Below are 26,365 nucleotides of genomic sequence, written 5' to 3'. Positions count from 1 at the left end.
ACGACTCACACCACATAAGCGCTTGAACTCCGGATTCGATAGATGCTCTAGCTCCTGGTATTGCATAGCTGCTGCTGGAATGCGTCCCCACCCAAAATTTAGCCCGCTTTTCCCCTCTGCGGTCACTAACTGTCACATGTTTTCCGATTCATGCAGGAGGTCTAATGTTTTGCCCAGCCCAAGTAGCGGGCTTATTTGAGTAGATATCCTACTGGTGGCGATCGCCTCACCTTACTGGATGAGCTAGCCGCAGGAGGGCGATAGTTTTTTCCCTCAGTAAGCTAGAAGAAAGGTCAAGATTGATCTTCCAAGCAACTAAAAGTCCCTGCGATCGCTTTTTTCAAGGGCTGAGAAAAAGCGATCGTTTTCTTATTGCTTTGAAGTGTGGCGATCGCTACTCTTTGAGAAGATTCAAGATTTCCTACCCAGACGAAGAAGTAGGTGAGGATCTAGATTAATCAGTTTTAGGTTCCACTACTAGGCCTACCTTGATCGGTATGCCTAAGCACTTCAGAAAAGCTTCCTCGACAATCGGCAGACTTCTTTGAACAACTTTCATCAAAGCCTTTTGATGGACGCCAATACGAGCTTGTTGTTTCTCAATTGTTATTAGATGACACTGTTGCCCTAAAAGGGTCTGCGTGCCTCTTAACTCAATATTTTCGAGTACACATTGCCAAAGTTCTTCTAAGGAATTTGTTGAAGCATCGGAATTTTGAACCTTGGGTTTAAGAAACTTGTAATTTTCCTTAATCTGTATAATGGCAGTTTCTAAACTTGATAAGTCTTCTAAGGAAAGCTCGCGCTTCCACGAACCAAGTGTAAGGGCTGACATAGGATTAGCAATATTCAGTATCGATGGGGATTGATCGCTAGTCTGCTGTTCTTTGAATTGAATAAATTGCGAAAACTCTAGATAAGCTTGCAATCCACCACCATAAAGTAAATCATCGATTGATACAAAGGCTTGCTCTGCCCTTATTTCAATGACTCTTTTTTGGATTGAATCTTTGATTAAATCAGTTGGCAAAAACCCAGCTAAAATTAGATGATACTGGTCTTGCCTTTGATTGATTTCCTCTTGAATAAGAACACAAACTAAAACGTTATTCTTCTCAACTTCCTGCTTGCTGATTGACCATCTAACGCTATTAACACTGCCATGACGAGCTTTTACCTGTAGGCAAACGTTAGGGTCAGAATTAAGCCTAAAATCAATGCCTCCGTCACCCTTAGCTTTTTTCTTAAGGTCTATTGGGGTTACAAGTTGATCCAAATACTTCTCTATAACCAACTCACCTAGCTTACCCTTAATATTATTTATGTATATTTCAGAACTAGGGCGCTGGTTTTTGTAACGATCAACCATGTGCCAGCAGAACTCATCAATTTCTTTAAGCTCTGCCCCTGAAATCACAGTTAATTCACTGTGATAGCCTCTAACCTCATGATTTTTTAGATGGCTTAAAACAGCTCCATCAAGCTTTAATCTTCTAATAAAGTCAACTTGCTGGCATCTTAAAGGAGTAGTCCAATCCATACTATATTTCACGAAGGCTACTGTCAGTCTAGTCTAAGAACTATTCTGCAATCACCTCTAAAGTAACTTTTACTTGGTGCTGACAAGTTTTATTAAAAGCTTCTTCAATCTTGGGTAACCAGCGTTGATTTACCCGAAATAAGGCACTAGAGCTAATACCAATTCTGGCTTGATGACCATCAAAAGATAAGAGGCGGCTCTGCTGACGTAGCAAAGATTGAGTGCTAGGAGGCCGTAACTGACCTAGAACTTTTTGCCATAGTTGATTTAAATCTAAAGGTAGTTCTGCTGATGAGTGGGGAGGCAACACAGGAATCTGAGGCTCCTGTTGTTGGGCTTTTAGCTCTTGAATCGCTGCTTCTAAACTGGTTAGTTGTTCCCAAGATAGAGGACATTGCCACGAACCAATTTGGATGGAGAGTGAAGAATTAGCGGATTCCGAGGTGTAATCCAATTGAGCTTTGGAAGAGTTGAACTGTAAAGATTGGGCTTGAATAAACTCGATAAAACTGCGTAGTCCTCCACCATACAGCAGGTCTTCTAAACCCAGAACTGCTTGTCCATCTTGTAATTGGATCATCCCCGTGGGCAGGAAACCCGCTAAAAACAAATGGTATTCGGGTTGGGCTTCGTTCACTTCTTCTCGAATCCAAATACAAACTACTACAGAGTTTTTTTCAACTTCGGCTTTACTAACCACCCACTGAATTTTGTTGGCTTTGGTGTGGCAAGCTTTGACCTGAATACTAATTGCTGGATTGGCGGCTAAACGCAAATACCCAATGGGGAATAAATCCCCCGTCAAATAGCGGCTGAGATATTGATAACTGCGAATATAAGTAATAAATAGCTTCCATTGCCGAGCATCAAAAGATTCACTCGTATCATTACCTGTGATATCGCGATAGCTACCTTTCGCAACTAAATTACTCAACTGTCTTTTAATGACAGATTCACCCAGCTTCCCTGTTAAATGCTTAATAAAAACATCATGTACCGGGGCGGTGTTTTTATAGCGCTCAGCCAACAGCCAGGAGGCATCTCGGAGTTGCTTAAGCTTTTGACTACTGACAAACGCTAATTCACTAAACTGATTTTCGACCTCGCAAAATAGCAGATTTTCTGTCCCAGACTTGAACCGCTTAATAAAGTCAGCCTGTTGGGATCTCAGCAATGTTTTCCAATCCATGCTCAGGGGTCTCAGCGATCGCAAATCTAGACTGAAAACTAGAGAGTAGCTAGCGCATATCGTAACCGAACAAGTTCGGATTCACCTCTCCCAATTGCAGATCTGCGAGACCATATTCGGCCCAACGGCGATCGACCATGGCTGCGGTATCTGGGTCGGACTCCAAAGCCGCGCCCCATTCATGGTTGGTTTCGGGTGGGATCTTGGTTGTGGCATCAATGCCCATCCGACCGCCTAGCCCAATCTTTTCGCTAGCAAAATCGAGCGTATCGAAAGGCGTTTCCGGCAAGATAAACACATCCCGCACCGGATCAACTTTAGAAGTAATCGCCCAAACCACTTGGCGCGGATCACGAATATTGATGCTCTTGTCCACCACAATCACAAATTTGGTGTAGGTGAACTGGGGGAGCGCACTCCAAAACGCCAACGCTGCCCGCCGCGCCTGACCTGGGTAAGCTTTGTCAATGGAAATGATCGCCGCTTTGTAGCTGAGGGCTTCCATTGGCAAAAAGAAATCGACAATCTCGGAAACTTGTTGCCGCAGAATTGGAGTGTAAATACGGTTAAGCGCGATCGCCATCATCGCTTCCTCTTTGGGGGGACGACCGCTAAACGTGGTGAGGTAGATTGGGTCTTTTCGCTGGGTGACGCAGTGGAAGCGAACTAGAGGCGAGTCTTCTACGCCCCCGTAATAGCCCATGTGATCCCCAAAAGGCCCATCGGGTAGCATTTCACCGGGAGTAATGGTGCCTTCTAAGACAAATTCAGAATCCGCTGGAACTTCGAGGTCAACAGTTTTACACTTCGCCAGATTCACCCCGGAACCACCATACAACCCTGCAAACAGCCACTCAGAGAGGTCTACTGGGATTGGCGTAGCTGCTGCCATGATGATTAAGGGGTCTACACCTAGGGCGATCGCCACTTCCAGCTTTTTGCCTCGCTCTGCGGCTTTGCGTAAATGACGTGCCCCACCCCGCACAGAAAGCCAATGCACCGTCATCGTTTTGTTCGATTGCAGTTGCAGCCGATAGACGCCGACATTGGGAGTCCCAGTTTCGCAGTCTTTGGTAATCACCAAGCCCAGCGTGATGATCTTGCCTGCATCCCCACAATAGGGGCGAATCATGGGGATTTGGTTGAGGTCTAGTTCATGTTCGTGGAGCACCACTTGCTGACAAGGCGGAAACAAGTCTCGCCCTGGTTTGGCCCGCAACACATCAAACAGAACTTTGCCAAACTCCACCGCTTGAGCAATCTTCTTAGGTGGCTTGGGTTGTTGCAACATACTGAGCTTTTTACCCAAAGCCTCTAGTTCTTCGGGTTGCTCCATGTTCATGGCCCAGCAGATGCGCTCCACCGTCCCCATCGTATTGACAGCGACCGAATAGGGAGAACCTTTGACGTTTTCAAACAGTAGGGTTGGCCCCCCTTGCTGCAACATTCGGTTAGAAATTTCAGCAATTTCTAGGTCTGGGTCAACCAGAGCAGAAATGCGTTTGAGTTGCCCTCGCTGCTCTAACTGTTTTAAGAATCCCCGCAGGTCTCGCGCCATGATTAAGATGTGTAAACCGTCCTTTCTCATTATGCGGCGAAACCTGGCTACTATTCAGCCGTAATTAGGATTCAAGCTCTCCGATAGGCAAAGTTAAGGTCAGACTGTTACGAAAGTCAGAACTTGAGGAATTCTGAGTCGTAAGATCCGCACTGCTAGATCAGCGTATTGGACGAGCAGGCCAGTGTAGCAGTATTGATAAACCAGTATTTCGTGGAGGACGAAATTGACTCACGCTAAGTTGACTTCTGGAGAAAGAGTGATTCCGGTAGCTGAGATTAGTGGCTTGGTCTATCAATATCTCGCTCGGATTCACCAACAGCAGCCTGAGTTATTTCTAGAAAAATATCGTTCTCTACCTTGGCGTAGCGATCGCCATCAAGTAGCACTAATTCCGCGATTAGAAACAGAACTAGCCAAAGTGAATCAGATAGCTGAGGTTTGGCCAAAAATTCAACAGATCTTGCAGTTTTTCTTGGGTGCGAATCTCTTAGAAAGCTCTAGCTTTATCCAACTAAAATTAGAGATTTCACAACTTTTACCTCTAGTAGAGCTACCTCAGGAATTTGAGTGGCAAAGCAGTAATGGTACTAAATCTCAATCTGCAAATGCCGCAAAAGTTGATTCAGGCTCAAATACATCACCTGCGATCGCCATCTTGCTGCTAGATGCTGAAAATCTACAAATTGATGTCAAAACCGAACAATTTCTATCCCAAAGTTGTGCTTATCCCATCCAGATTAAAATTGCTTTTGCCAACTGGCGAAATATGGGAAAACAGGATGTGGAATTGCATAAGCGGGGTTATGAATTAATTCACGTTCCAGCGGGCAAAGATAGTGCTGATGTCAAAATGGCAACAGTGGGCTCATCCATTTTTGTACATTATCCAACTGCCAAGGAAGTCCTAGTTTGTTCTTCCGACAGAGTAATGACGCATCTCTGTACCACCTTAAAAACACACGGACTGACAGTATATTTAGTCCACAAGCAGGAGAAACTCATTCAGGTTTGGAATCCCAGAACAGGCAAAACCCAAATCTTCAATCCTGAGAAATCTGTAGAGATCCACTCTCTAGACGATTGTATTGGTCATCTGAAGCGAATCATGCAGGATGAGCAACAAAACACTGGAAACCAGTGGGTTGAACTAGTAAAGATTTCTAAAAAATTTCAGCAGGAAAATGGTTTTACTATTAGCCAAGTAACGTCAAAACATCTTCCTGGAAAGAAGGCGAGAGAACTATTTTCTAGCCATCCAGAACACTTCGTCATCCACCAACCACCTAATCAAACTGGTCTATATGTAGCTTTGTTTCAGTCTGAAGAGCTAGGTAAAGGAAAGCAGGAAAGCTTAAATTCAAGAGAAGTCGAGACTACTCATCAACAAACAACTTTTAAGGTCAGCTCCTCTTCTGATTTAGAAAAAGCTTTGCTTAATCTGTTTCATGAAATGGCAGCTCAATCTAAACAGCCTTCTATCCCTTTAACCCTGCTTGGTGATGGATTCAGAAAACAACATGGCCAAGCTGTAAACACAGTTCTTAAAGAGAAATTGAAGTTAACTGGTAACTTGACTAAGTTCTTACAAAATTCAGATGCTTTCAAACTAGAGCTGAGTGACAAAGGATGGCAGGTGGCGATCGCTGCAAAAACTCAAAAGTAGCTATTTCTAGTTTCCAGCGCTTAAATGATAAATTATGTCTCTCTAATGCCGTGCCAGACTGCGTGATGGGTAGCATAGTGCCAGATTCGTGCGCCTGATTGAGCGCTTTAGGTTCCCCTCTGGCAAGTGCGACGTTCGTTATGACCATTCAAAAACTTCCGCTCGAAGCCGTACAGAAAGTCAGGCAGTACATCAAAAGCAACCTGGCACTTCCAGAATCAGAGAACTACCCCAAGCCTCAAACTTTGTTTGATACCAGCGAGGAACCGCCAGAGCCAGAGTCTCTAGACGCGCTGGGCGATTTGTTTAAGTTTGCCAGTCTTCCCGAAGAAGAAACCCCTTCACCCAATACAGAAGGGCATTGGTTTGTGAGCGCCGTCAATCCAGGCTCAACCTTGCTAAAGCTGCCAGGATTAAAGCTAAAACCAAACTTTCGCTTAGCGGGCTATCTGTATCGAGTTCCAGAAGGGGGAGCTGGGTCGATTTGGGCTTTGCCAGAAGAATTTAGTACTACCGCCCAACTAGAACAAGCTTTGGCCGCTAGTGGCGATCGCGCTCAGCCACCTCAACCTAGCGGTGCTCTAGTTGATTTTATGGAGGCCGTGGAGGGCGATCGCTCGCCTTCGTCTTATCTAGTGGCTTCTATCCTCAGACGAGAACTCCAAGAGTTTGGCGTCCTGGGAAAATACTGTGAATGGAGCCATCACCATCTGATCAATACGATTCCGCCTCAGATCAAATGGCAGTGGCGTAAGGAAGCTCCCAAAGATCTAACGCCTAAAGTGGCAAGCTTCCCAGATGGTCGGGTCGCCGTTGAGTTCTTTACCTGTCGAGTTGTGCCTCCAGTGGCTATCTTCCGACATCTCGATCAATACGTAGCGGGTACCTACAAAGCTACCTGTGCCAATCAAGCCTTAGCGATCAAGGTTTGAGCTCACCTTAAAGCCGCGTCGGTTCAGCTAGAGAACTGGGTGTAACCGTTACCTGCTTGACTTCACCCACTTTGCCCAATGGCTGAGCGGGGCCGCGATTCATTGTCAGGACCACTCCCCCAGCATTTCCCGCTAGCAAGGTGAATTGTTTTTGAGCAGTCCAAGTTTTCTGAGTCCCTTGGGGTAAAGTGCCCTCGAAGGCTATTTTGCCATCCACAGTCACTTCCACCCAAGATTCCTGGGTTAGGTTCACAGCCGCTTCAATGGGTGCAGCAGTGCGAGGAGTTGTGGGTGACTTAGCCGCTGTTGCAGGCTGAATTGCTTTTTTGGCTGACTGCGATGCTGCTGGCTTTTGCTCCGGTTTTTGCCCTAGCTTTTGACTTTGGACTTGTCCTGGTTTCTGCGCTGGCAAATTGGGTGTCGTGGGTTTGGGTCGGTTCAACAGCGAGATTGCACCCAGGACTAGCACTGCGATCGCTAACCCCGCACTTCCTGCCAAAACTGTGGAGCGGGGCAGCTTTTCCAACCTAGAGAGCACAGACTGTCCAGATAGTTTTGTCTGAGGCTCTGGTTCCGAAACTTCTGGTGGTGGTGGGGGAGCGGCTTCTAAAGGGAAGGTCTGAGCTAAAGCGGTACCATCTAAACCGACTAGATCGCCATAGCGACGAATAAATCCTTGAATAAACACAGGTTCGGGCAACAGATCCGTCTCACCTGCATCTAATGCCCGTAGCAGCCGCAAAGGGATATAAGTTTTAGCCGCCACTTGTTCTAGGGTAATCCCCTGGGCTTCACGCGCTTGGCGCAACTGGGTGCTGATGGCTTGCAGCTTTTCAACCTGATTTGGATCTAAAGGATTCACCGGATTTTCCTACCCAGGACTACACACAGCTGGTAATCGAGAATTCTAGCGACTCATCACTGACCTTTCTCCAGCAGGATACCAGTCTGAGGGATTAAAGGAAACACAACTATCAAGGCCTTACTGGATTTGACTGTGTTTGGCTCAAACCAGTATTTAGCCGAAACAACAAACAGAATTATTTCTTGAGAGAGAACGCTGATTTCTGTAAACAAGGGGAGAATTTACAGGCAAGCTTGGGCACTGGGATTTCAGGGTTTATGAAAATCGATCATGTCCATTTTTACGTGGAAGATGCTACAGCCTCACGGGACTGGTTTGAACAAACTTTAGGATTTCAAGCTGTAGCTGCGATCGCTCAGTCAGACACCCTAACCGAAGTTGTACAGCATGGTTCGATTTACTTTGTGCTGTCTTCTCCCCTGAGTGACACTAGCCCTGTAGCTCAATTTTTACAGCAGCATCCTCCTGGTGTCGTGGATGTCGCCTTTCTGGTTCAGGATTTGGCGGAGGTCATGTCACGAGCGATCGCCCAGGGTGCTCAAGTGCTAGAACCTATGCAACAGCAGCAGCAAACACAAGGTTGTCTTCAGTGGAGCCAAATTGCGGCTTGGGGCAGTCTGAGACACACCTTGTTGCAGCGATCCGGTTTAACTTCGCTATTGCCGCTAGGAAACGAATTGGGAAACTGTGAGCCAGTCGCTTTAACTTTCACCCAAATTGATCACGCTGTTTTGAACGTTGGCATGGGTGAGCTAGAACCCGCGATCGCCTGGTATGAAAAAGTTTTAGGATTCCAGCCCCAACAGCAATTCGCCATCCAAACCGAGTATTCCGGGTTACGCAGCCAAGTATTGGTGCATCCAGAGGGGGGAGCCCAGCTGCCGATTAATGAACCCACCTCTGCCAGTTCACAAATTCAAGAGTTTCTCGACTTGAATCGTGGCCCTGGCATCCAACACATTGCCTTGCAAACCGATGATATTGTGGCGGCGATCGCCCAACTGCGACAAAGGGAGCTATCCCTGCTGTCAGTGCCCAAAACTTACTATACCCAGCTTCAGCAGCGTCCTGGATTTGATCTAGCTGCCACGGATTGGCAAGCGATTACTAAGCAGCAAATTCTGGTGGATTGGCAATCGGAAGTCTCTCCGGCTCTACTGCTACAAACTTTTACCCAACCGATTTTTAGGCAACCCACTTTCTTTTTTGAGCTAATTGAGCGACAGATTTACAGCCGCAACGGCCAAGTGCAACAAGCTCAGGGGTTTGGTGAAGGCAATTTTCGTGCCTTATTTGAAGCCGTAGAGCGAGAACAGCTGAAACGCCTGTCTTAGCCTTAAATCGTTCCTTGGGGAGACATCCTTAGGCAGCCGTAGGCAGGTGATGAGATTTGCAGTACTGGGTACAAAAAGTTAATAGAATCTTTTCGCGCTGCCAATGCTAAGGCTCATTACCGACTTCGACGGTCCGATCATGGATGTTTCTGATCGGTACTACCTCGTTTATCAACATTGCTTAAATCAGGCAAAACGCTCTGGGCAAACAGTTCAGACACTTTCCAAAGCAGAATTTTGGCGGCTCAAGCGATCGCGCGTCCCCGAACCACAAATTGGTTTACGCTCCGGGTTAGACGCAGTCCAAGCCGTCGAGTTTGCTAGGTTGCGTCGTACCATCATTCACACTTTGCCCTACTTGGCTTATGACAGCTTGATCCCCGGTTCCGTTGCTGCCTTGGAGCGCATTCAACAAGCAGGTGCTGATATCGCCATCATGACTATGCGCCGCACTTGGGAGCTGCAGTATGTCTTTCAGCGCTACGACTTAGAGCGATTCTTTCCTGCTGATCGCTGCTACTGCCTCAGCGACAACTACATCAAGAACAGCGATGTCAAAGAAAAGCCACTACTCATGGCCCAAGCGATCCAGGAGTTACCCCCCGCTAGCGAAACCTGGATGGTCGGCGATACTGAAGCAGATATTGTGGCGGCTCAGACCTATGGAGTCAAGGTAATTGCTGTCCTGAGTGGTATCCGCGATCGCGCCCAGCTTGACCTATATCAGCCCACCTTGATTGTCAACAACCTGAGTGAAGCTGTAGAAGCGATGCTTGATCAGTTTTGGCAACAAACGGGGCAGATGAACATTGCCTAACGCAAAAAGCTACTAATCAGCCAGAGCAGCAACAAAGTAACCCAAGACGCAAAAGCATTGCTATCAATGCTGAGTGCAGCCAGTGGCGCTGCCAGGAAAGGAAATAGCTGTAGACCTATAACAATCCCTAAAGTAGAACCAACCAACGTCAGCAAGAAGACCCGAAAAAACTTGTGCTCCTTGCGGTTCAGGAAGTACAAACTTACCCCAACGCCTAGAGCTAAGGCCAAACCAGGAGCGTACAAACTCAACGCACCCAAACCCGCAAACAAAGTGGCAGGCCAGAGCACATCCGAGCGGCTAGGAGTATCTAAAACTAGAAGATTTTGTAACCAAGCTGTCGCTTTGGAAGCAGGCGCAGGCGCTACCGCAGGAGGAGCAGGCGTAATCTTCTCAGGAAACCGAATCCGATCGGGCACCTTGATCCGACCCTCTTGGCGCATCCGTAGGCGATCCATCAAAATCGCATCATAGGATGCCTCAATCATTTCTACTCGCTTGCGATCGCTAGCATGCTCTTCTACTAAGCGATTGCGAGCATCTTGGATTTCATCAAACGAAGCGCTCTCATTCAACCCAAGCGTTTCGTAGGGATTGTGATCACTCATCTCAAACCTCCGAGACCCCCACTATACTCAATTATGATCGGCAACAGGAAAAATAAAATTAGCGAGCAGCCAGTGCAAGCCTCGATCGCCCCCGTCGGAACTTCTAGAAACAAGTGTAACCGCCAATCCCTATTCTCTGGCTAGAGTCTCACAGCGGCCACTGACAATTCATCACTTTAACTTCATTAATCGGGCATTAATCGGGCCAAAGTAACGCTCAGACTTAATCAATTAGCAGAAAAATCTCCAAAAAATGTCACAAATTAAAACATGAACCCCAGAAGGCAAAAAGATCAGTTAATTTGAGGTGTCCCACGACTGCTGATTTAGCTCAAACGATTGGCAGTCAGCCCTTCCCTGTAGATAATTGTCTAAAATGCTAGTTGCATCGTCCTAGTGCGACTTTATTGTCAATCTAAAGTCTTGAGTAGTGCCCCACTTCTTATCCTAATTGTTCCAGTAATTTGTTCTCTGTAGATCTACAGTTTTAGTGCAAAGTTATGGCCATGGCCCCCGCCAATAAAATTCTGGTTGTTGATGATGATCCTGCGGTTCGTAATTTGATTCACCGCTTCTTAGCCAAACAGAACTACCAAATGGAGTCGGCAGAAGATGGTAAGACTGCCCTCACTCTCTTTGAACAGTTCGACCCTGACTTAGTGATTCTGGATGTCAATCTGCCCGATGCAAACGGCTACAACCTGTGCCAGGAAATGCAGGGCCGCACGAATGTGTTTGTCTTGATGCTGACAAGTCGCACAGATGAGGCCGATAAAATTAGAGGCTTTTCTCAAGGGGCCGATGACTACATCACCAAGCCTTTTAGCTTGGGTGAGCTAGGCGTACGAGTTGAAGCACTCTTACGACGAATTCGAGAGCGCACCCCAGCAGAGCAACAATGTCTAGTATTCGACAAACTGGTGATTGACCCCGTACGGCGCGAAGTCACCCTCAACAGTGATATTGTGCCGCTCACGGCTCTGGAGTTTGACTTGCTACATTTTCTAGCCGCTCATCCCGGTCGGGTTTGGCGGCGAGCAGAACTGATTCAAGAAGTTTGGGACTACGAATATGTGGGGGATCAGAGAGTCGTTGATGTCCACATTGGCCAAATCCGCAAAAAAATCGAGGTGGACACGAGCCAGCCAAATTTGATTCAGACAGTGCGGGGCGTGGGCTACAAGTTTGAAGCACCGCTGGCCGAGAAGCAAGCTGGAAGTGCTTAAGCGCCACCCACTATCAGCCGAGTATCAGAGGAGCACGCATCACCAACTTGCGACTCACCTAACTTTTGAGCCTTGGCTCATTGCACTTTAAAGGGCGGGGATCAGGGTGTACTCCTCCTAACTCTTATTGCCTGACTCCATCTCTGGCCCGGAAGCTAGCGCTTGAGGCAGTTTTTCTGGTAGGCAAAGCGTAAAGCAGCTGCCCTTGCCGACTTCGGATTGTAGCGTCAGATCCCCATCGTGTAGTTGCGCCAATTTTCTCGATAGGGCCAAACCGAGACCTGTGCCTTCGTATTTACGATCTAACCCTGCGTCTAATTGTTGGAAAGGTTGAAAGAGTAAAGCTTGGTCTGTGGCTGAAATACCGATTCCGGTATCGATTACGGAAAACTGAAGCATAGCGCGATCGCCTGCTTCCGTTGGCATTAGTTGCTTCTGGACCTGCAAGGTAATGGAGCCAGCCTCAGTAAACTTGACGGCATTGGAGAGCAGATTAAATAAGATTTGCTTTAGGCGACGATGGTCAGCCACACAAGTGCTGACATCTGGCGCAATCGCCAAAATTAGTTGGAGTTGACGATTGTACGCTCGTTCTCGAATCAGCGACAGACAAGCCTGACAAACATCCTCAACCACCATGGTTTCTAAGGCTAATTCTTCTTTGCCCGCTTCAATTTTAGAGAGATCTAGCAAATCGTTAATCAGCTCTAACAAATGTTCGCCGCAGGAGGTAATCCCCATAACGTACTGTTGTTGCTTCTCGTTTAAGGGGCCAAAAATTTGTTTGATTAAGAGATTGGAGAACCCTAAAATTCCGGTTAAAGGCGTGCGAAGTTCATGGCTCATGGTCGCGAGGAACTCACTTTTAGCATGGTTGGCTGCCTCCGAAATTATTTTTTCTTCCTTTAGCTCTTGGGTCCGTACTTGCACCAGTTGCTCCAAGTTTTCATAGCTCTGGGCGTTATAGAGGGCGATCGCGGCTTGATCCGCAATTCGTTCAACCAAGCGGATTTCGTCGTCTGTAAAGGTGCGGTAGCAAGTCGTGGTTTGTAGGACTAAGCCTCCAAATAACTGGTCGCGAATAAAGATTGGCACTCGCAAAACAGAAAGCGTTTGGCTTGGCTTCACTTGATCTCGATATGTAGACGGTTCAACGGTATCGGCAAAGCGAGGCGCATGTAAAACTTTGCCCCAAAACACATCCGCGTTTGGATCTAAGCGATCGGCCCAAGTAGATAGAGGAGCCTTGAAATCTAGCATAGAAACGATTTGTTCATGCGCTCGCCATTCATTGAGCACATGAACATACTTTGGATCTAAGGCAAAAATGGTGACGCGATCAACCCCAAAGCACTCCCCGGTGCATTCCACAATCTCCTGCAAAATGTAGTTTGGATCGCGGCTGGAGTTGAGGTCACGGCTGATTTGATTCAACAACTGTTCGCGCTGGGCTTGCTGCTGAATTTGTTGGAAGAGTTGCGCTTGATGAATGGCGATCGCACATTGATCTGCAACCGCTCGCACCAAAGACACTTCATGGACAGTCCAAGATCGTTCGCGATCGCACTGGTGTAGAGAAATTGCCCCTAGACATTCCTCTTGGTAAAGCAGTGGCATCATCAACAGCGATTGAATCCCAAACTGTTGCGCTAAAGTGCGAGGCTCAGGCCGTGAGATTTGACCTATACAATCGACTTGCAGCGTTTGTCCCTGGTCGATAGAGTCCCGATAAGACGTGGAGATAGGACAGGTATAGCCTAGGATTTCTTCTCGATGGACAGTAGTAGCGCTGACATATTGGGCGGTCATGGCACCGTCGGCCTTGGGTTGCACAATTACGCAACGATCGGCCTTGAGAGCGGTGTGCAATTGATCTGCGGTGGTTTGCAGCACCTCTTCTAGCACGAGCGTCCCCCGCATCGCCTGCACAATGCGATTAATCATGGCTTCCTGCTGAGCTTGCTGCTGGATCTGGGCCATTGCGGCTTGCTGCTGTCGCCGGAGGGCAAATTCTTGCAGCGATCGCATCAGCACAGTTGGCAAGCGAAACAAACGCTCCTTCAACACATAATCCGTCATGCCTGACTTAATGCAGGCCACCGCAGCTTCTTCACCCAAGCTGCCTGTGACCAAAATAAACGGGATTTCTGGCTGAACTTGTTGCCAGATTGGCAACACCTGATAAGCCGTGAAACCGGGCATGCGATAGTCGGAGAGCAGGGCGTCAAAGGGTTGAGTATTCAGCAGCTGCTGACAAACCTCAAGAGTGTCAGCGGCCTCGTAAGTAAAGATAATTCCTGCCGATTTCAAAGTACGGACGATCAGCTGCAGATCTGCCCTCTCATCCTCCATAATTAACAAACACAGGGGAGAGGGCTGAGGTGAATCGGGCTGAGGTGAATCGGTTTGAGGCATCGCTTGAGCACAGTCGAGCATACAGCCGCAGAAACGTAAAATCGCAACGAAGTTAAACTGCCATCAGTTTAGTCAAGGCGCTGGACTCACTGAGGCATTCAAGCACTCTCCCAAATCGTAGCAAGCATTGTCTACGGTTGGAGGTGCGCCCAGCAAGTAGCCACAACTTGAGTTAGGATACTTGTACTATTGATGCTTAGTTGTTTTTCTATGTCCAGTTCTAACTAAGGCCCATCAGCGCTTCATTGAAACTGTTGCAGTTAGCAATAAAAATTTAGTTTAAGTAGAAAGGCACAGGTGCATGTGCCTCCTACGTCATAGTGAGTTGCCATAGAGACTGGCTGCGGCAGAAATGAGTTTCGGAACTCATGCAGCAAATAATTGGGATTTGAGTCATATCTTAACAAGCCTCAGCTTGGGCGACCTATCGCGATCGCGGCTTAAGCTTGGCCCTCTGGATTGCGATTCCGCATCTGCCACGCTAGCTCTAGCATTTGGTACCAGCGCTTTTGCACTTGCTTGAGCGTGCACTTGAGCGATTGGGCGATCGCTTGGTCGTTGGCTTGGTTGCGCTTGAGTTGCAGAATTTGCTGTTGCTCAGCTGAGAGTTGCGCCGTAAACGCTTCCCACTGTTGCGAGGACAAACCCAAGTTGGCATCCAGGTCAGCACCTAACCACTGATGCACCAGTTGCCAGTTGTTGGAGCGAGAGAACTTTTCTAGGTGATACTTGAAGCGCTGTTGCAGATAATCACGTTGACGCGGAGTCAGGCCTAGCACCTCATCAATTTCGGGCACTGACATATCTTGCAGTTTCAGTACTAGGTAATCCACACAATCCGATTGACCTTGAGCATCCAAATACTCCACCAGCTCAGCAATCACGCGATCGCGCAATACCGCTTCTGAGGGGTCTACGGTATCCGCCACCATTTGCTCGCGCACCTGCTGCATCGCTGCCGAACGGCTGTAGGCTTCTGCTTCTTCACCCTTGGCTGACTCCACCGCCATCTCAATGTCCAGAGCCGTTTCAGGGGGTTGTCGCTTCGCAAAGCCTTGAGCCCGCAGCACAATCAATTGCTGATTCCGCCGACCGGGAAGCGTGATCCGCCGCTTGGCATACTGCTCACTAAACGCCATATATTCGGCTAGTTCCAGCTGGGTGCGGGGAGTGTAGTCTGCTGGCAACTCGTTTTCCCGCCGAAACGCTTTGAGCGATTCGATATAAAACTGTTGGAGAAAATCTTCAATCAAGTTGTAGCGGGCTTGAAAGCCTAGCTGAGTTCTAGCTGCCGCCACATGGCGATATACCATCGCGCTCAGTGTTCCATGTAGCTCCACCCGACCCTGCCGAGAGCCTAAACGGTAGTAAGAAAGGCACTTACGCAGACGATGTTGAGCCAGCGCCACCTGCCAGGACTGCACTCGACCCGACGTTTGGATGCGATCGCTCTTTTGGCAAATGCGTTCTGCCTCGCGCACAATCCGATCCACTACCGCTTGGGCTGTAGTACTAGCTGTCTTAATTTCGGGCCGCAGTTCTTTCAGCAGTAAGTGAGACAAGCTTTGAGTATCCATCTCACCCGAAGCATCAGACTCGGCCTGTAAGCCGTTAGAGTTGGCATGGAGATGAGAGTTAGTAAATTTCTCTGAAGCGTAATAAGTTCTGGAGGCAGGTTGACTGAAGGGGCTGAAGGAATTTGTAGATTCGGCGTTCATGGATTTGACCCTGGTGATGCACAGCAGCGAAATGTAGCCCAACTCCAAGAGCAACGGGGGATAGCTTCTAGGTAGCTTGTGTCCCAATCGCGTCTCAACGTTGTCTACACCTTGACTTTAAGAAGTCACAGTGAGCCGTAGATAGATGAATGTGTCACTCTTTCAAGTAACTGCTTGCTGTCTTGCACCCTGATATAGCAGCGGTTATCTAGTCCATGCGTGCGAGCCCTGACTCCATCAGCAATAGAGGGATTTTGAGCTGTGGCGATCGCGTTGGATGCTGAAGAGTGTTATCTACTACATCCAGTGGACAATCCGTTAACTGGTTCGCCGAAGCTGAAGGAAAACTCTAACTAACTTCCGCTGCCCAAGCAGTTACCGCTTCCCATCCCAGACCTTTACGCACTAGGATTGGTTCCTCTGATGTCAAATCCAAAATGCTGGAAACCTGGTACCCTGGTTCCGACCCATCATCGACAATGACATCGACCAACTTGTCGAGTTGATCAAATAGCTCAAACCGCGAAATCCCTGGGTTAGTCTTGGTTTTAGGCTGACCGTCCGTTTCCTCATCAACCAAGTGAGCAGAGGTGGAAATAATCGGGTTGCCCAGCGCCTTGAGCATCGCAGAACAAACCGGATGGTCGGGCACTCGAATTCCTGTAGTCTTGCGCTTAGGATTCATGACTAGTCGGGGCACCAACTTGGTCGCCGGAAGCAAGAAGGTGTAAGGCCCAGGAATCAAATGCCGCATGATGCGGTAAGCCGGATCACTCACATACGCATAGTCAGCAATATTGGAGAGAGAAGAACACAAAAAGGTCAAAGGCTTATCGTTCGATAACTGCTTGATGCGTCTCACTCGTTCCACTGCCGATTTTGCGTTCAAATCACAGCCAATTGCATAGACTGTGTCGGTAGGGTACAGCACTACTGCCCCTCGTTGTAACGCCTCCCTAATTTCTTCTATTCGCCTCACTTGAGGTGTATCCGGATGGACGTTGTAGATTGTGGCCATAAAAATTTTTCTCCCTCAAACCCCACACTCAAGACAGCTTGATGCTGAATCAAGACTGAGTTTTAATAATTTTGCTAATTTGGCTTGACTTAACCGATGGAAATTGGATTGGTGTATGAGTAAGCTGGCTTACCTGGAATGCCCGACCGGAATTGCGGGGGATATGTGCTTAGGAGCGCTGATCCACGCAGGCGTGCCCTTGGAGTACTTGATCGAGCAACTTAACCGTTTAGGAATTTCAGATGAATATCGGTTGCGGGCAGAGTTAGTGCAACGAAATGGACAGCAAGCAACCAAAGTTCATGTCGATTTGAGGCCCAACTCCAGTTCAGAGTTTGTTTCTGAACCAGTTGACCAACCGTACACTACGTTCGTCCATTCCCATTCTGCTACAGAACCTGCTCAAGCTGCCACGCATCATCACGCTGATTCTGGCTATGCTCCCGCTGACCAGGTTCACACTCATCATGCTCACTCTGAGCATCCTCATCCTCACCCCAACTCACAACCCAGCCAGCCTGACGGTGACGAACCTCAAACAAAAAACCACCACAGGCATGCTCGCCACTTACCAGAAATCGAACACCTAATTAAAGCCGCTCAGTTGCCTACGAGGGCCGAAGCTTGGAGTTTAGCCGTGTTTCAGTGCTTGGCCGCAGCGGAGGGGGCGGTACATGGAATTGCTCCCGAGCAAGTGCATTTTCACGAAGTGGGTGCGACCGATGCCATTGTGGACATTGTTGGCACTTGTCTGGGCCTAGATTGGCTCAACATTGACCACCTTTACTGCTCACCCATGCCGACGGGTGGGGGCATTATTCGCGCGGCTCATGGTCGATTGCCTGTCCCCACTCCAGCCGTATTGAAGCTATGGGAAATGCGCCAAGTGCCGATTTACAGCAATGGCATCGATCGCGAACTGGTCACTCCCACGGGAGCCGCGATCGCCGTGACTCTGGCTACAAAGTTTGGACCACCGCCGACGATGACACTTCAACGGGTGGGCTTAGGCGCTGGTTCTCGTGATCTCTCTATTCCAAATATGGTGCGTCTGTGGCTAGGAGAAGGGGAAGCAAGTTCTACAGAAGCACAGCAGCACTGGCATTCTGGCGATCGCCCCAGCTATCCACATAAGGAACCCGAACTCAACAAAAGTAACACCTCACCCCCAGCCCCTCTCCCTAGGGAGAGGGGTGCCGCAGGCGGGGAGAGGTCAGGGCCTCCGCTAGAAACCGTGGAAGTCCTAGAAACTCAGATTGATGACCTGAATCCCCAGGCGATCGGCTATGTCTTTAATGCTTTATTAGCCACGGGTGCCTTGGATGTGTTTACTCAGGCGATCGCGATGAAGAAATCACGGCCCGGAGTGCTATTAACCGCAATTTGCCACCCAGAGCAAGTGGCTGATTGTGAAGCAATAATGTTTCGAGAAACCAGCACCTTGGGCATTCGCCGCTCGACTCAACAACGCCGGATTTTGACTCGCGAAATTCAGCAAATTGAAACGGATTACGGGCCAGTGCGGATTAAAGTTGCGTGGGCAGGACCAGGGAAGGAAGGGGCGATCGCCAATATCCAACCTGAATACGAAGACTGCGCCCAGATTGCTCAACAGCAGAATCTGCCCTGGCGAGAAGTTCACCGAGTCGCGCTGCAAGCTTGGTATCTGCAACAAAAGAAGGCCGCATCAGGTGGCACAATCCATACCTCACCTGACCGACCTTATCGCTGAATTATTGAAGAATGAAAAGTAGTTAGAGGAATTTAAATCCTATTGTGGTTACTAGCAGCACTAGCTAGCCTTGTCGATCGCTCGTTGGGTGTTACGAGCCGCTTCGCTAGCTTTGTCTTGGACGTAGCTAGAAGTCTTGTTTACCGCTTGCTTCGCGTTACCAACTAGATCCTGATCTGCGACTTTGCTCAGGCCTTTGCTAGCACTCTTGGCATCATCGCGGATATTATCTGCTTGGTCTTTCACATTGCTGGTGACCCGGTCAGCTTTCTTGTCAAAAGATTTGCTGTCTCGCTTGAGGTTGTCACCTAGCTGTTCTAAGTTCTCGCCTTTTTTGTCAAGGATCCGCTTGCTATTGGTGCCAATATCATCCGTTTGGTCAATCACATTGCGCTCAGCGTTATCAACCAAACCTTTGGCTTGAGTAGAAGTTCTGGATTGCACACCCTTGTTGTAGCGAGCATCCGTATCACTGTAGCCGTTCATGCCACCTTGGTAGTTTTGCTGGCGATGTCCAGGGATGCCTTGAGCAGGGCTGTTGCTATCTCGGCCTTGAGTACCGCTGCTCTCTCTAGCTTGGGCACCACCTGAGCAAGCGGCAGTAGAAATCATCAGAACGCCTGCCAAAAATACCGCAAGAACTTGGCTCAAGCGAATCTTTTTAAGTGCAGAAACCAATCTTTTCATATGAAGTACTCCGTTGTATTTTCTTGAGTGAATTGACACTAAATTTCAAGGACTCCAACTAGCAACTCAACGATTTCTTAGATGCGCTTTTAGGTGCACTTAAAGTCACGTTTCAGTACAACTGGGGCAACTTTATTGATATGAAAGCATTGTCTTTTTTTAAGGAAAAATTATGCTTCCTACAATTAGTTCTGCACTGCTATCGCGTTGAAGTTGAAGTCCTAAAAGAAGAATTAATAGCGTCGCTTGGCGGGGTCGGGGGCCAATTCTGGCTTCTCTAGAGCAGAATCACCCGTTTCTTTCACGAAAGCAGAAGCGTCTTTGAACTGCTCGCCAATTCTTTCCATAATCTTTTCGCCCGGATCACTGCGATCGATCACAGGTTGGCGCTCTTTAGGAAACTGTTTGACTTGCGCTTGCAGTTCTTTTTGTGCTCTAGTTCCGATCGCGGGATTGTTAGTACTGCCAGCATTAGCGCTAGGGTAAAGCACATCGTCCGAATTGCTCTGGATATCACCGATATTGCTAGCAGCGATCAATTGAGGAGCAACGAGTTGTAGATCCGCCCGATCACCGCGAACCGCTTTAGCATCAGTAGAGGCTTTGTAGTTGGTATAACCGTCTCCACCACCCTTATGCGGGTTGTTGTTACCACCCATTTGCACAGGAGGATTTTGGGGACGAGCGCCATTCACATCTCCACTGTTACAAGCAGTACTGATTACCAGTAGCACGCCTGCTATAAAGACAGTTAAAATTTGACGTATTCGTACTTTTTCGAGAAAAGCGATTAAATTCTTCACAGAAGACTCCTTATTAGCTCAGTGCATAAGGGCTCATGCTTAATTAAAAGTGGCCCTCTTACAGAGAAATGACAGCTCAAAATTCCTACGGCTATTGCTGTAGGATCATCACAGGGGCAGTAGGAGTTGAGCTAGAAACTTTTTCACTGATACCTGTTCAGCTTACGCAGAGGGTTCGATCGCATCCTCTAGCCGAGGTCACATTCTCCACATCCGATCTCAGCTATTTTTCTCTAACCCTAGAGAGAGCGATTAGAACGCGATCGCAAATCAACGTATTGATTGACACATTCGAGACCTGACTCGCTGGGATGAAGACTCGGCCACAGAAGGTTTTTATGCTGTTGTGACTGGTCCCAGTCACGAGCTGGTCACAGTAATAAGCATTGTGCAAACGGATCGGAGCAATTCTGGATCATGGCCTTTGACTACGATCTACTCGTTATTGGGGCGGGTTCTGGTGGCTTGGCAGCGGCTGAGCGGGCAACGACTTACGGAGCGCGAGTGGCGATCGCAGAATTAGCCGCAGTCGGAGGCACTTGCGTCAATCATGGCTGTGTTCCAGAAAGATTACTAAACTACGCCGCTAGTTTTGCCGATGTTTGCTCGGATGCAGCAGGATATGGCTGGAACACTGCACCCGGTTCATTTAGTTGGACCAAGTTTGTGCAAGCCAAAAACCAGCAAATTGAAAAGCTGCACCAAATCCATCAGCGGCATCTCGACTCTGGCAAAATAGCTGTCATTTCAGGTCAAGCGGTCTTTGTAGATGCTCATACCTTGCAGGTGGGAGAGCAATCAGTGACAGCAGCCAAAATTTTGATCTCCGTGGGAGCTGAGTGGGATCAACTGCCCATCCCAGGCGCAGAACATTTGATAACTTCCCGGGAGCTGTTTAACTTACCTGAGTTGCCTCAACGCCTTGCGATCATTGGAGACAATTATATTGGGGTGAAATCGGCTAGCAGCTTGAACAGCTTGGGTTCCCAAGTTTTTCAAGTAATTTCATCCGACTCTATCTTGGCTGACTGTGACCATGAGCTAGCCAGTGCTGTGCAGGCAGGTCTAGCTCGACGCGGGGTCAGCTTTCGCTGTCACAGCCAGTTATTAAAAGTAGAGCGCAGTTCGGCAGGTTTGGAGCTAACACTCTCCGATCGCGATGAGACTCTAAGCGTTGATGTTGTAGTTGCAGCCACTCAGCGCCACCCCAAAACTCAAGGTTTGAGGCTAGAAAAAGCTGGAGTTCAGCTTACAGCTCAAGGCACGGTCGCGGCGGATGAATATAGCCGCACGACCCAACCCAATATTTTCGCGATCGGAGATTGTACCTCTCGCACTAGCCTCACACCCGTGGCGATCGCCTCTGGTCGAGCCATGGCAGATACGGAATTTGGCCCCCAACCCCACGCAGTCGATTACAACTTAATTCCGGTTTCAGTAGGTTTTCAGCCTGAAGCGGCAACGGTAGGTCTCAGCGAGGCTGAGGCACGTGTGCAATTCGGTGAAGCGGTGCAGTGCTACCGAAGCGAGATTCGGCCTCTCTCGCAAAAGTTGACTCCCCGCCATGAACCAGGGTTATTGAAATTAGTGGTTGAAGCTCAATCCCAACGGGTGGTGGGAGCGCATCTAATCGGTGAACATGCGACCGAAATTATTCAATGCCTAGCGATCGCCATGCGACTGGGTGTCACGAAACCCCAACTCAATCAAACGATGGGTCTACATCCCTCGATCGCTGAAGAACTGATTAATTTATGATTTATCGGAAATCCAAGAGAAGGATGAGGGAAGAAATGCAAGAGATGAAGGTGACTAGGCAGGGGAGCAACGATTAAGATATGGCTGATTGCATTTAGCAGTATCTGGCGATCGCCCCTCTCCACCCAAGTCATACATCATGAAGCAAATTGGTGCCCGCCTCAAGCCTTATCTACGATGGGTTGTCCTGGGTGGCACCCTGATTTTTTTAGCAAAAGCGCTAAAAGATCATTGGGAGGACGTGGTTGCCATTCGCCTAGAAGCAACAGGTTGGCTTTATTTGGCGATCGCGCTGGGCGTGACGTTGATTGCCCATGTTTGGTCAGGTTGGGTTTGGGGTTGGATTTTGCAGGAACTCAACCAACCCGTCAGCGGCTTCTGGGCAGTAGCGGTCTACCTCAGAACCAACATTGCCAAATATCTTCCAGGCAACATCTGGCACTTTTATGGACGCACTCAAGCCGCTACCGCTGTAGGTATTTCGCTGGGTGCAGCCACTTTAAGCGTTTTACTAGAACCTCTATTAATGGCAGCGGCAGCCTTACTAATTGCTCTGGTCGGGAATCGCAGCGCTAGTTGGGGTTGGCAGATTGTCAGCTTATTAGTAGTGCTGGCGAGTGTTCATCCTAAAATTCTCAATTTTGGCATTCAATTACTCAGCCGCTTGAAGGGTAAGGCGACTGATGCTCCTGACAATTCCTCCAGCCTTCGCATCGCTCGCTACCCCATCCGACCTTTACTAGGAGAGATGGGCTTTGTGGGCATCCGAGGCGCTGGTTTCCTTCTGACTTTCCTCGCCATTAGTCCTTTGAATACCAGCCAAATTCCTCCCCTCTTCAGCGCCTTTGCTCTAGCTTGGCTATTAGGGTTGGTCGTGCCCGGAGCCCCTGGAGGAATTGGGGTTTTTGAAGCCACGGCGATCGCTTTATTAGGGCGGCAATTTTCTCCAGGTTTGCTTTTGAGCGTAGTTGCCTTGTATCGCCTGATTAGCATTCTGGCTGAGTCTATTGGCGCTGGGCTTGCTTGGTTAAGCACTCCTCAGAAATAGAAACAATTAATAGTCTGAACTAAAGTCAATTCAAGGCTGCGCTCTACTTTCCGTCTTGCAAGTCGAGTTTATTGCTTTCAATTTCCGATGCTTCGGGCAGGAACTCAAGCTCAGCAGCTAGTTCTAAAGAGTTGTCACTCTTGAGCTGGGAAAAAATTTTGTAAGTGTCTAAATCGGTGTGAGATATTTCATAGGTATCTTGCTTTTTATGGTTCATTTTAATCAGGTTGTACTCAACATTCTCGGCATAAATAGCAAAAGTGATATTAAATACTTCCATGAAAGTAATCACCCACTGGCACTCTTCTTCCGAGAAACCTTCGTAGTAACGCACCAACTCAGCAATACAAGCTTCTAAGTGAGTCCGAGCATGACTACAAATCAAAATTAACTTCAGTAAGACAATGACTAATGTGAGAGGATTCCCCTGAGATAGTAACAAGGCAAATAGGGGAGAGGGTTCTCCTTTTTGTTCAATTGTTAAATATTCAATGACTCGATTACAAGTTCTGAGCAAGAGCGCGCTGCTTAAAACTTCATCGTGATAGTTTTCATAAAGAGAATCAAACTTCTCAGATAGCCTTTTTCGTAGCGTATCCACAAAGTCTTGATTCTCAACTGCAAAAGCTAAATACTCTTGTAAGCTAGCCTTAAATTCTTTATAAGTTGATTGTTGAGTTTGCTTGAGAAAGATGTTAGCCACATTGGCATAATTAAAAGGGCCTCGCCTAGCAACAATCGCTTTCGTCAAGCGGATTACTTCATCCCCTAAAGCGGTGGGATTTTTGGGAGCTTTACTGCCTAAAGTAGATGACTGCGATCTAGCGATATACATCGCCAAGTCAAACTTAAAGCGGTCCTTTAACTGCCTAGAAAGCGCTCTGGCTGCTTCTCGTTGCTCAATAGGATTTTTTAGGTCAACAAATTGAGGTACTAGCAGAAACGCAGTATATCTTTGCGTCCAGTGGCTGTTCTGCTCATCATACCGAGAGACAAATAACTTAAGCTCTTCAAAATCTTGGCTATTAACAAAGTTTAAAGTCCAGGTTCTCAACCGTTTTAAAGTTGGAGAAACTGTGTGTCGAGTAATGGACGGATCAGAAAAAAGTTGAATTAAATCTTGAATTGCTTTGTGCTGTCGCTTCGTACCCCAGTTATTAACCAGAATGTAGCAAGAGCGCTTTAGAGTATTCCTAAACTCTTCTTCGTTATTGGCAAAAACAATTTCGTATAAAGCCGGAACCACCGCAGAGCTACTAGAATCGGCGTGATGAATAAAGAGACGCTGAAATTCTAGAAGAACATCTTCCGGGGACCGCGCATTGACAATTTCCAGCAAAAAGCTGAACAAAACTTCCTGAGCTTGTTGCGTGCTGCGCTTGGATTTATGAAGCTTGGCAGAAGAGTCATTGTGGCGATCGCTTGTCAAAACGTCCCCAGTCATTATTACAGAACTCAAATACGATTCGAGGTGAAGGATAGTTGCTAAGAGTGCACTATTGGCACCTTGTATAAGAAGATATCAGCTTACTCTAAAGTCTTTTGTTTGCCCATTATTTCCGCCAAAGTAGTGCAACCTGTAAGTTTGAGCCTAAAAAAGTGGCTCTTGAGTTGTCAGCAGTGAAGCCCCTATCAATCCAGTCTACCCGCTTCACTCTGGATGATGTGTTTTTTAGAACAGCCAGTTGTCAGTAGAGGTAAAGTTATTTAATTCATTAGCCATGATAAAGGAGAGCCTGCTGAAAGTAGTTCACCCCTTCGGACTAAGTGCAGTACGTTCAGCCTAACTGACTTTAGGTGTAGCTTCTAGGGCTTAAAGGATACCAACGAATGCCTGTAAGCCGCCAGAATTACGGGCAGGTCAGCCCATTCTTCCAGGGCGATCGCGACTTTACAATTCACCTGCAAAAAAGTGGAACACTTAAATTCGTAGTTCGGTGAAACTGCTAAGTTCGCTCTAGCAGCCGTAGCTGCTTGGCCACGAATAACAACTTGTTTTGATGGGGTTTGTTTTGATGGGGGTGGAGGGACTTGAACCCTCACGACCTTGCGGTCAACGGATTTTCATTCTCCTGTAGTTTTCACTACTACCTTCTATAAAAACTAAGTTTCTACAGAGATTGGCTTTGAGAATTGGACCCTCCCTTTACCCTCGACTTAACGTTAGGGTAGCTCCCGTCGGGCCTCTGCACCTTCCGATTAGATTTGACAGATGAGAACAAGGTTAAGTTGCCGCTCATTGCAATTTAATCGGCTTGGCTCAGGATTGCCATGTCTACCGTAATCACGGCTAGATTTAGGTTTCCCTGAGTTTGAGAGCATCCACTTATCAAATTTCTCTGATAAGGCTCAATTTTTTAAGTCCGTAGCGTCTGCCATTCCGCCACACCCCCGTTTAATGCGCCTTTAGCTCACTGAAAGTCAGTAAAGCACTGCTAAGTTTTGTGGATAGCATGTTCCACCTCAGCAGACTTGCAATTGTTTTTGCAGGGCACCTTGTTCATTGGACATCAAATGGGGAATTTATGCAAGATTTACGAGCAAAATTGCAGAAGTTTCTCCAATTACGGGTGGTTAGAGCGATCGCACCGCTCATAACTCGTCGGACTAACTCGGACTAACCATGAGGCGATCGCCAAACCATCTCAACAGTCAGATCAGCCACGAGATCGACAGCAAACGTCAAATCCACGTAGGATAATGAAAAAGATTGCAAGCAGCTTTCGTTGAGCTGACACCACTCAGTCAGGTAACTAGCTGAGACGACTAGCGAGACCCCTATTGTTTAGTAGCTTCCAACCTCTATGTTGAGTGCACTTTCTCCGGACTCCATCCTGACTTTGTCTTTGTACGCAGCTTTAGGCGGCGCTTACTTGGTTGTTGTCCCGTTAGCTTTGTTCTTTTACCTGCAAAAACGCTGGCATGTCGCAAGCTCTTTTGAGCGGGCTTTTATGTACTTTCTAGTTTTCTTCTTCTTTCCTGGCCTTTTGGTTTTAGCGCCGTTCCTCAACTTTCGGCCCCAGAAGCGGCAGATTGAAGCATAAATGGGTTTTTATTGGCAGGCATAGATGCGGCGCATTGACGTTCTTGGGATTGGTTTAGCCATTTTTGTGGCGGGTGGCCTGGTGTACTTGTTACTACAGTTCATCGGGCTAGATAGTGTAGAGGCAGGCATTTGGAGCCAAGCAGTGCTGGTGGCTGGACTGGTGGGTTGGTTGCTGACTTATCTGTCAAGAGCACTGACGCACAAGATGACGTTCAATCAGCAGGTCAAGGACTATCGAGAAGCAGTCTTGCAGAAGCGCTTGGAAGAACTGACTCCAGAAGAATTGGCGCAAATCCAGGCAGAGATTGAGCAAGAACAGCAATCCTCAGCTCAGGATTCAGCCCAAACGCAGATCTAAACCCTCACAGGCGCTGGGAAACTTACTGGCTGATCAAATTAGGTAAC

At 47.9% G+C, this 26,365-nt stretch carries 22 protein-coding genes; 10 read left to right on the top strand and 12 right to left on the bottom strand.

The window, feature by feature from the left end:
- Window positions 1-454: 454 nt before the first annotated feature.
- The 3 genes from NDA01_RS23355 to NDA01_RS23345 are packed head-to-tail and all read right to left on the bottom strand — an operon-like array spanning window position 455 to window position 4,287.
- Window positions 455-1,540: a hypothetical protein gene (locus NDA01_RS23355; RefSeq protein ID WP_348229859.1), complete on the bottom strand. Its 1,086-nt coding sequence runs from the start codon at window positions 1,538-1,540 to the stop codon at window positions 455-457.
- 40 nt (window positions 1,541-1,580) lie between these two features.
- Window positions 1,581-2,729 carry a hypothetical protein gene (locus tag NDA01_RS23350; RefSeq protein ID WP_348229858.1) on the bottom strand — a complete coding sequence of 383 codons (1,149 nt, stop codon included), beginning with the start codon at window positions 2,727-2,729 and terminating at the stop codon, window positions 1,581-1,583.
- 49 nt (window positions 2,730-2,778) lie between these two features.
- On the bottom strand, window positions 2,779-4,287 hold the full coding sequence (locus NDA01_RS23345) for a UbiD family decarboxylase (protein ID WP_348229857.1): 1,509 nt from the start codon (window positions 4,285-4,287) through the stop codon (window positions 2,779-2,781).
- Between the two features lie 226 nt (window positions 4,288-4,513).
- Here NDA01_RS23345 and NDA01_RS23340 point away from each other — a divergent pair, with 226 nt between their 5' ends.
- A complete protein-coding gene (locus tag NDA01_RS23340; RefSeq protein WP_348229856.1) occupies window positions 4,514-5,953 on the top strand; it encodes an NYN domain-containing protein in 1,440 nt (479 codons plus the stop codon).
- Window positions 5,954-6,093: 140 nt separating this feature from the next.
- Window positions 6,094-6,885 (top strand): hypothetical protein, encoded by a 792-nt coding sequence (locus NDA01_RS23335; protein WP_348229855.1) that lies wholly within the window; start codon window positions 6,094-6,096, stop codon window positions 6,883-6,885.
- 7 nt (window positions 6,886-6,892) lie between these two features.
- Here NDA01_RS23335 and NDA01_RS23330 read toward each other — a convergent pair whose 3' ends face one another.
- Complete coding sequence (locus tag NDA01_RS23330) at window positions 6,893-7,747, bottom strand: helix-turn-helix domain-containing protein (RefSeq protein WP_348229854.1); 855 nt, start codon at window positions 7,745-7,747, stop codon at window positions 6,893-6,895.
- 260 nt (window positions 7,748-8,007) lie between these two features.
- Between NDA01_RS23330 and hppD the strand changes: the two genes are divergently transcribed.
- Together hppD and NDA01_RS23320 are read left to right on the top strand one after the other, a co-directional pair.
- Window positions 8,008-9,084, top strand: coding sequence for a 4-hydroxyphenylpyruvate dioxygenase (gene hppD, locus NDA01_RS23325; protein ID WP_348229853.1), 1,077 nt, complete (start codon window positions 8,008-8,010; stop codon window positions 9,082-9,084).
- Between the two features lie 103 nt (window positions 9,085-9,187).
- Window positions 9,188-9,901, top strand: a complete 714-nt coding sequence (locus NDA01_RS23320) for an HAD family hydrolase (protein WP_348229852.1) — start codon at window positions 9,188-9,190, stop codon at window positions 9,899-9,901.
- Here NDA01_RS23320 and NDA01_RS23315 read toward each other — a convergent pair.
- On the bottom strand, window positions 9,898-10,509 hold the full coding sequence (locus tag NDA01_RS23315; protein WP_348229851.1) for a CPP1-like family protein: 612 nt from the start codon (window positions 10,507-10,509) through the stop codon (window positions 9,898-9,900). The two genes, NDA01_RS23320 and NDA01_RS23315, sit on opposite strands and share 4 nt — an antisense overlap.
- Window positions 10,510-11,009: 500 nt before the next feature.
- Between NDA01_RS23315 and NDA01_RS23310 the strand changes: the two genes are divergently transcribed.
- Window positions 11,010-11,735 carry a response regulator transcription factor gene (locus tag NDA01_RS23310; protein ID WP_242017072.1) on the top strand — a complete coding sequence of 242 codons (726 nt, stop codon included), beginning with the start codon at window positions 11,010-11,012 and terminating at the stop codon, window positions 11,733-11,735.
- Between the two features lie 117 nt (window positions 11,736-11,852).
- Here NDA01_RS23310 and NDA01_RS23305 read toward each other — a convergent pair whose 3' ends face one another.
- The 3 genes from NDA01_RS23305 to NDA01_RS23295 all read right to left on the bottom strand — a co-directional run bounded on the left by NDA01_RS23305 (window position 11,853) and on the right by NDA01_RS23295 (window position 16,886).
- Window positions 11,853-14,171, bottom strand: coding sequence for a GAF domain-containing protein (locus tag NDA01_RS23305; protein ID WP_348229850.1), 2,319 nt, complete (start codon window positions 14,169-14,171; stop codon window positions 11,853-11,855).
- A 419-nt stretch (window positions 14,172-14,590) separates the two neighbouring features.
- Window positions 14,591-15,868, bottom strand: coding sequence for a HetZ-related protein (locus NDA01_RS23300; protein WP_348229849.1), 1,278 nt, complete (start codon window positions 15,866-15,868; stop codon window positions 14,591-14,593).
- Between the two features lie 349 nt (window positions 15,869-16,217).
- Window positions 16,218-16,886: an L-threonylcarbamoyladenylate synthase gene (locus NDA01_RS23295; RefSeq protein WP_190440998.1), complete on the bottom strand. Its 669-nt coding sequence runs from the start codon at window positions 16,884-16,886 to the stop codon at window positions 16,218-16,220.
- Between the two features lie 115 nt (window positions 16,887-17,001).
- Between NDA01_RS23295 and larC the strand changes: the two genes are divergently transcribed.
- Window positions 17,002-18,618, top strand: a complete 1,617-nt coding sequence (larC, locus tag NDA01_RS23290; protein WP_348229848.1) for a nickel pincer cofactor biosynthesis protein LarC — start codon at window positions 17,002-17,004, stop codon at window positions 18,616-18,618.
- A 60-nt stretch (window positions 18,619-18,678) separates the two neighbouring features.
- Here larC and NDA01_RS23285 read toward each other — a convergent pair whose 3' ends face one another.
- Complete coding sequence (locus tag NDA01_RS23285; RefSeq protein WP_190441014.1) at window positions 18,679-19,305, bottom strand: DUF6658 family protein; 627 nt, start codon at window positions 19,303-19,305, stop codon at window positions 18,679-18,681.
- A gap of 233 nt (window positions 19,306-19,538) precedes the next feature.
- Entirely contained in the window at window positions 19,539-20,108 is a 570-nt protein-coding gene (locus NDA01_RS23280; protein WP_348229847.1) for a DUF6658 family protein, read from the bottom strand.
- A 417-nt stretch (window positions 20,109-20,525) separates the two neighbouring features.
- Here NDA01_RS23280 and gorA point away from each other — a divergent pair, with 417 nt between their 5' ends.
- Together gorA and NDA01_RS23270 are read left to right on the top strand one after the other, a co-directional pair.
- Complete coding sequence (gene gorA / locus NDA01_RS23275) at window positions 20,526-21,866, top strand: glutathione-disulfide reductase (protein WP_348229846.1); 1,341 nt, start codon at window positions 20,526-20,528, stop codon at window positions 21,864-21,866.
- Window positions 21,867-21,954: 88 nt separating this feature from the next.
- Complete coding sequence (locus NDA01_RS23270) at window positions 21,955-22,914, top strand: lysylphosphatidylglycerol synthase domain-containing protein (protein ID WP_431193504.1); 960 nt, start codon at window positions 21,955-21,957, stop codon at window positions 22,912-22,914.
- 43 nt (window positions 22,915-22,957) lie between these two features.
- On the opposite strand, the gene NDA01_RS23265 is transcribed toward NDA01_RS23270, so the two are convergent.
- Both NDA01_RS23265 and NDA01_RS23260 read right to left on the bottom strand, forming a co-directional pair.
- Window positions 22,958-24,358 carry a hypothetical protein gene (locus tag NDA01_RS23265; protein ID WP_348229845.1) on the bottom strand — a complete coding sequence of 467 codons (1,401 nt, stop codon included), beginning with the start codon at window positions 24,356-24,358 and terminating at the stop codon, window positions 22,958-22,960.
- A gap of 362 nt (window positions 24,359-24,720) precedes the next feature.
- On the bottom strand, window positions 24,721-24,957 hold the full coding sequence (locus NDA01_RS23260; RefSeq protein WP_348229844.1) for a hypothetical protein: 237 nt from the start codon (window positions 24,955-24,957) through the stop codon (window positions 24,721-24,723).
- A 761-nt stretch (window positions 24,958-25,718) separates the two neighbouring features.
- On the opposite strand from NDA01_RS23260, the gene ndhL reads away from it, so the two are divergent.
- Window positions 25,719-25,958 carry an NAD(P)H-quinone oxidoreductase subunit L gene (gene ndhL / locus NDA01_RS23255; RefSeq protein ID WP_348229843.1) on the top strand — a complete coding sequence of 80 codons (240 nt, stop codon included), beginning with the start codon at window positions 25,719-25,721 and terminating at the stop codon, window positions 25,956-25,958.
- Window positions 25,959-25,982: 24 nt separating this feature from the next.
- Window positions 25,983-26,318 (top strand): DUF3007 family protein, encoded by a 336-nt coding sequence (locus tag NDA01_RS23250; protein WP_190441030.1) that lies wholly within the window; start codon window positions 25,983-25,985, stop codon window positions 26,316-26,318.
- Window positions 26,319-26,365 lie beyond the last annotated feature (47 nt).

Origin of the sequence: Trichocoleus desertorum AS-A10, assembly GCF_039962155.1 — a bacterium.
Taxonomy (GTDB): Bacteria; Cyanobacteriota; Cyanobacteriia; order FACHB-46; family FACHB-46; genus Trichocoleus.
The sequence above is the reverse complement of the archived record's forward strand: the minus strand, read 5'-3'. Positions and strand labels throughout refer to the sequence as shown.